The sequence below is a fragment of the Specibacter sp. RAF43 genome, from assembly GCF_052114065.1.
Taxonomy (GTDB): domain Bacteria; phylum Actinomycetota; class Actinomycetes; order Actinomycetales; family Micrococcaceae; genus Specibacter.
This window is the reverse complement of the sequence record NZ_JBFREA010000052.1, coordinates 1-5,328: the sequence shown is the minus strand read 5'-3', so window position 1 is coordinate 5,328 and position 5,328 is coordinate 1. Positions and strand designations below refer to the sequence as shown.

General features: G+C 70.3%; 8 protein-coding genes. 5 read left to right on the top strand and 3 right to left on the bottom strand.

Annotated elements, in window-relative coordinates:
- Positions 1–161: 161 nt before the first annotated feature.
- Both AB4Y80_RS16760 and AB4Y80_RS16755 read right to left on the bottom strand, forming a co-directional pair.
- Positions 162–641: a PspA/IM30 family protein gene (locus AB4Y80_RS16760; protein ID WP_442215472.1), complete on the bottom strand. Its 480-nt coding sequence runs from the start codon at positions 639–641 to the stop codon at positions 162–164.
- Between the two features lie 9 nt (positions 642–650).
- Positions 651–1,226: a hypothetical protein gene (locus AB4Y80_RS16755; protein WP_442215471.1), complete on the bottom strand. Its 576-nt coding sequence runs from the start codon at positions 1,224–1,226 to the stop codon at positions 651–653.
- A 150-nt stretch (positions 1,227–1,376) separates the two neighbouring features.
- Here AB4Y80_RS16755 and AB4Y80_RS16750 point away from each other — a divergent pair, with 150 nt between their 5' ends.
- The 5 genes from AB4Y80_RS16750 to AB4Y80_RS16730 all read left to right on the top strand — a co-directional run bounded on the left by AB4Y80_RS16750 (position 1,377) and on the right by AB4Y80_RS16730 (position 4,981).
- Entirely contained in the window at positions 1,377–1,778 is a 402-nt protein-coding gene (locus AB4Y80_RS16750) for a YccF domain-containing protein (protein WP_442215470.1), read from the top strand.
- 50 nt (positions 1,779–1,828) lie between these two features.
- Positions 1,829–2,836, top strand: a complete 1,008-nt coding sequence (locus AB4Y80_RS16745) for an aldo/keto reductase (protein WP_442215469.1) — start codon at positions 1,829–1,831, stop codon at positions 2,834–2,836.
- 24 nt (positions 2,837–2,860) lie between these two features.
- Positions 2,861–3,094: a hypothetical protein gene (locus AB4Y80_RS16740; RefSeq protein ID WP_442215468.1), complete on the top strand. Its 234-nt coding sequence runs from the start codon at positions 2,861–2,863 to the stop codon at positions 3,092–3,094.
- Positions 3,091–3,693: a HutD/Ves family protein gene (locus tag AB4Y80_RS16735; RefSeq protein WP_442215467.1), complete on the top strand. Its 603-nt coding sequence runs from the start codon at positions 3,091–3,093 to the stop codon at positions 3,691–3,693. The genes AB4Y80_RS16740 and AB4Y80_RS16735 overlap by 4 nt, the downstream gene beginning before the upstream one ends.
- A 121-nt stretch (positions 3,694–3,814) precedes the next feature.
- Complete coding sequence (locus AB4Y80_RS16730) at positions 3,815–4,981, top strand: cation:proton antiporter (RefSeq protein ID WP_442215466.1); 1,167 nt, start codon at positions 3,815–3,817, stop codon at positions 4,979–4,981.
- Positions 4,982–5,035: 54 nt separating this feature from the next.
- Here the strand turns inward: AB4Y80_RS16730 and AB4Y80_RS16725 are convergent, their stop codons facing one another.
- A complete protein-coding gene (locus AB4Y80_RS16725) occupies positions 5,036–5,266 on the bottom strand; it encodes a hypothetical protein (protein WP_442215465.1) in 231 nt (76 codons plus the stop codon).
- Positions 5,267–5,328 lie beyond the last annotated feature (62 nt).

Genomic DNA, 5,328 nt, shown 5'->3' with positions numbered 1-5,328 from the left:
AGCCGTGGTGCGGCCCCAACTCACGATCCAGCACCGATTCCAACGCGAGGCCAGCGATCCCGCCCCCAGCAGCAGCACCAATCCCGCGCCCACCCAAAATCAAAACGCAACAGGCTCGAATGGTCCCTTTTTCGACATGTATTGCGGGTCAGACGCCGGGGTCAGGGATCGGTGAGGTCATCGAGGGACTGGGCGATGCGGCGCCGGGCGTCGGCGGCGGCCCGGGCGGCCCGGAGGGTCTCGGCCGTGACGTTGAAGCCGGCCACGCGGGCCTGCAGTTGGGCCAGTTGGGTGGTGAGCATGGACTCCTGCTCGGCGAGCGCGTCGCGTTGGCCGATGAGGTCGGCGTATTGCTCCCCCATGATGGTGTGCCGGGCCAGGGCGGTTTGGGCGGAACCGTCGTCGCCGGCGGCCCGGCAGGTGGCGGCCGTCGCCCGGAGCGAGTCCATGGCCGCCCGCAGCTCGGCCGCCTGGAGGTCGAGGCGCTGGCGGCTGATGGCGACGTCGGCCACGCCGCGTCGCATCCGTTGGACCGCCTCAAGCTGCTTGAACTGGGCGTCGGCGATGGTGAGCCGGTCGGCGTCGGACGCCCTGGCCCGCCGGGGCGAGATGGCGGCCGCGAGGCGCCTGAACAGGCCCATGGGCGGTGGTCAGCCCTTGCCGAGGTCGGTGTAGGTGGTGGACCAGTTCTTTAACATGGTCGCCTCGATCGCCAGTTTGCCGGTGAGGTCGGCCAGGTCGACGTCGGCCAAGGGCTGGGCGGCGCTGGCCAGGGCGTTGCGGACGCCGGTGGCGGTCGTGGCGATCTGCTCGACCTGGGTGCCCAGGGTCTTGGCGTACAGGGCCTGCACGGCGGGGTCAGGATCCTTTTGGGCGACCAGCAGCTGGCTCTCCACCACGCCGCCGGCCTGTTGGAGCGTGCGGAAGATGGCGTCCAGGTTGCCGGTGTACTGGCCGGTCTGCCCGGCCACCTCGAGGCTGCGCCGGGTCGCGTCCAGGGATTCCAGCAGGCGGATTCGCTGCTTGAGCAGGTCCCCGGCCGGGCCGGCGGTGGACTGGGCCCGCACCTTGAGGGCATTGCGCCGGGCGGAGTCGTACTTGGGCCGGGACAGCCGGACAAGGCCCAGGACGCCGCGGGAAATCAGCACGGCCACGGTGACCCCCGCGACCACGACGATGGCAATGATCACCAGCATGATGATCAAGAAGACTGTACCCGGGTCCATGAGTGTGAGTTGTCCTCGTTGTCCTGGTTGTTCCGATGCGCACACATCATGCGTGCAAATCAGCGTAGCACCGGGATGCGGCGGCGAAGCAGGGGAATTTTAAGGGTCATCCCTGATGCCGGCGGCGGCCCGGTGGGACACAATGAAGGGATGAAGACAATCCTCAACATCATCTGGCTCGTGTTTGGCGGGCTGTGGCTGGCGCTGGGCTATTTTTTTGCCGGCGTCATCTGCTGCGTCCTGATCATCACCATCCCGTGGGGAATCGCGTCGTTCCGCATCGCCGGCTATGCGCTGTGGCCGTTTGGCCGGACGGTCATCGACAAGCCAGGCGGCGCCGGCGTCGCCGCCACCCTCGGCAACGTCATTTGGCTGCTGGCGGCCGGGATCTGGATTGTCCTGGCCCACCTGGCCACGGCGACCGCCATGGCGCTGACGATCATCGGCATCCCGCTGGCCATCGCCAATATCAAGATGATCCCCATCTCCCTGATGCCCCTGGGCAAGCAGGTGGTGCCCACCAACCGGCCCTTCGTGGGTACCTACAGGTAATTCCCCCGGGGGCTTGCGCGGGGGTGCATCCCCCGTCATACGCTGAACCCATGACAAAGATTCTGCTCGGCGACGCCCTGGAAGTCAGTCCGCTCGGATTCGGGGGCATGGCCCTGACCCCCGTGTACGGGGAGGTTGACCCGGCGCAGGCGCTGCAAACCCTGCACCACGCCGTGGACGCCGGCGTCACCTTCATCGACACCGCCAATATTTACGGCGCCGGCAGCAACGAGGAACTCATCTCTCAACTGTTGAAGACCCGCCGGGACGAGGTGCAGCTGGCCACGAAGTTCGCCCTGGTGGGCTCGCCCGCCACCGGCTACCGGGACATCCGCGGCGACGCCGCCTACGTCCGCCAGGCCATTGACGAGTCGCTGACCCGGCTCGGCACGGACGTCATCGACCTGTATTACATGCACCGGCGCGACGTCCGGGTGCCCATCGAGGAGACCGTGGGCGCCATGGCCGGGCTGGTCAGCGCCGGCAAGGTCCGCCACCTGGGCCTGTCCGAGGTCACCGCCGAGGAGCTCCGGGCGGCCCACGCCGTCCACCCCATCGCCGCCGTGCAAAGCGAATGGTCCATCTGGAGCCGCGACGTAGAGGCGCGCGTGGTCCCGGCCGCCGCGGAACTCGGCGTCGGAGTGGTCCCCTACTCCCCGCTGGGCCGCGGTTTCCTGACCGGCACCGTCAGCGCGTCCAGCCTCGGACCCGGCGACTTCCGACACACCATCCCCCGCTTCGCCGACGCCGCCATCGACGCCAACCAGGCCGTGGTCGACGCCGTCCGGCACGTGGCGGACGGCCTCACCGCCGCCACCGGGGCACGGACGACGCCGGCCCAGGTCGCCTTGGCCTGGCTCCTGGCCCAGGGCCGGAAATTCGGCCTCCCGGTGATTCCCATCCCCGGCACCCGCAAGGCCGCGCGCATCGACGAAAACCTGGGGGCCCTCGTGCTCTCCCTCACCACCGCCCAACTGGACGCGCTGGACAAGGCGGCGGCCGGCGTCGTCGGCTTCCGGGCGGCCGACCCCGCCTGGGTCTCGCAGGGCCGGGAGTAGCCGCCCACCGAGTACGCTTGATCCATGCGTAGAAAAGCCGATTGGCTGGACATCACGGTTCAGTTCGCCAGTTTTGCCGTGATGTGCCTGGTGCTGGCCGTGACCCGGTTTCCACTGCCCGTGAAGATTGTGCTGGCGTTCGGCCTGTCCCTGGCCATATCCGGCGGCTGGGCGTACTACAAGCGGATGAGCCGGAAGCGGCAGTCCGACCCGAAGCGCATGCACGTCTACAGCGTCAAGAACGTCGACGAACCGTGACGTCGATCCTCCGCTATGCGCAGCTGGTGCCTGCCCCGTGGGCCAACGGCGGCGGCGTGACCCGCCAGGTGGCGGCCGGAAGCGCGGGCGCCGTGACGCTGGGGGCCGGCGCCAAGGGCCAGGCGTGGGACTGGCGGATCAGCATCGCCGAGGTGGCCGCGGCGGGGCCGTTTTCGCCGCTGCCGGGCATCGAGCGGATCCTCACCGTCATCGACGGGGACCTGATCGCGTTGACCGTTGACGGCGCCGAGCACGCGCTGGAAAAGTTCCGACCCTTCCGCTTTTCCGGCGATTCCAGCACTTCCGCGGCCCTGCCCACGGGATCGCTCATGGACCTGAACCTGATGACCCGCCGCGGCGCCTTCAAGGGCTACGCGGCCATTGTGGAACTGTCCAAGAAACGCCCGCACCCCGTATTCGCCGGCCAGTTTGCGGTGCTGCTCCAGGGTGCCGCCGCCGTCACCGACCCGCTTGCGGACTCAACGGAGGCCGGCAAGACCCTGGGCAGGTTTGACACCGTGGTGGGCGCCGAGTCCGCCCCGGAGGTTTCCGGCCGCGGTTTCCTGGCCGTGCTCAGCGTTGACCCGGACGACGGCTGAGCCCGCCCCGTAGTTCATCAGGAGTAGTTCAGCCGGGCGCCGGGGGTGGAGCCTAGGGGAAAATCCGCCCGGCATGCACAATGGGGCGTATGGACAGCCAAGCCCGCACCGGGCGCCGCACATGACGTTCCCGGTCCTTGCCCTCATTTGCGCCGCCGCATTGCTGGGCCCCCTGCTGGCCCTGCCCCGCAAATGGGGCATACCCGTGGTGGTCGGTGAACTGCTGGCGGGCATCCTCCTGGGCCGTGCGGGCCTGAACGTGGTGGATGCCGCGGACCCTACGTTTGGCTTCCTCGCCGACATGGGTTTCGCGCTGGTCATGTTCGTGGCGGGCACCCACGTGCCGGTGCGGAACAGCCAAATCCGTGCCGCCCTGGGCACCGGGGCACTGCGGCTGCTCGCCGTCGTGCTGGCCGCCGCGGTGGTGGGCGTCGGCATTGCCGGCGCCTTTGGCACCTCCCATGCGCCCCTGTACGTGGTGCTGCTGGCATCGTCCTCGGCGGCGTTGGTGCTTCCGATCGTGACCGCCCTGGACCTGGGCGGACCGCACGTGCTGGCCCTGACCGCCCAGGTGGCGCTGGCGGACATGCTGGCCATCGTGGCCTTGCCGCTGGCCCTGGATCCGGCCACTGCGGGCCGGGCCGCGTGGGGGGCGCTGGCCGTTATCGCGTGCGCCGCGGCGGTATTTGTCCTTCTCCGCACGGGGGCCCGCAACGGCGTGCGACGGCGGATCCGCCGGGTCTCCGAAGCCCGCAAGTTCGCGCTTGAGTTGCGGTTCCAGCTGCTCATCCTCTTCGCCCTGGCGGGCCTGGCGGTCTGGAGCCATGTCTCCGTTATGCTGGCGGGCTTCGCGTTTGGGCTGGCGGTGGCGGCCGTGGGTGAGCCCCGCCGGCTCGCGCACCAGCTCTTCGCGATCACCGAGGGATTCCTCGGTCCGCTGTTCTTCCTGTGGCTGGGCGCCTCCCTGAACGTCCGGGAGCTCCTCGAGCAGCCATCGATGATCCTCCTGGGGGTGGGCCTGGGTCTGGGCGCCCTGGCGGTCCACGGCCTCCCGGCGCTGGCCGGCATGCCGGTATCCCTCGGAGTCCTGGCGGCGTCCCAATTGGGCGTCCCAATTGCCGCAGCCACCATCGGCATCCAAGAGCACCTGCTGGCACCGGGGGAACCGGCGGCCCTGATCGTGGGGGCCCTGGTCACCGTGGCGGGGGCCGCCGTCGCGGCCGGACGGCTCGCCGGTGGGCGGAGCGGCCAGCGGAGCGGCCCGCCCCTTCCCGACGGGCCCGCTTAAAGCATTTGCGCCGGCACCCCGTTAGGGTGCCGGCGCAATTAAGGCATGCCGTGCCTAGCGGCTGCGACGCTGGTTCGACGCGGGGGCCGAGGCCCGGCGCGAGCCGCCGGCGCGGGCCGGACGGCCGGAGCCGCCGCCGCTGTAGCTGCCCCCGGAGGTTCCGCCGGTGTTCGAGGACCACACGGCGCCCGATCCCGAGGTGCGAGGTGCCCCGCCCTGGCCGCCGGAGCGGGCGGCGTCGTTGTGGTGCGAGGAACCCTGCGGGGCGCGCTTGCCGCGGGCCACGTCGCCGTCGCGGGCGGGGCGGCCCTCACCACGTCGCCGTCGCGGGCGGGGCGGCCCTCACC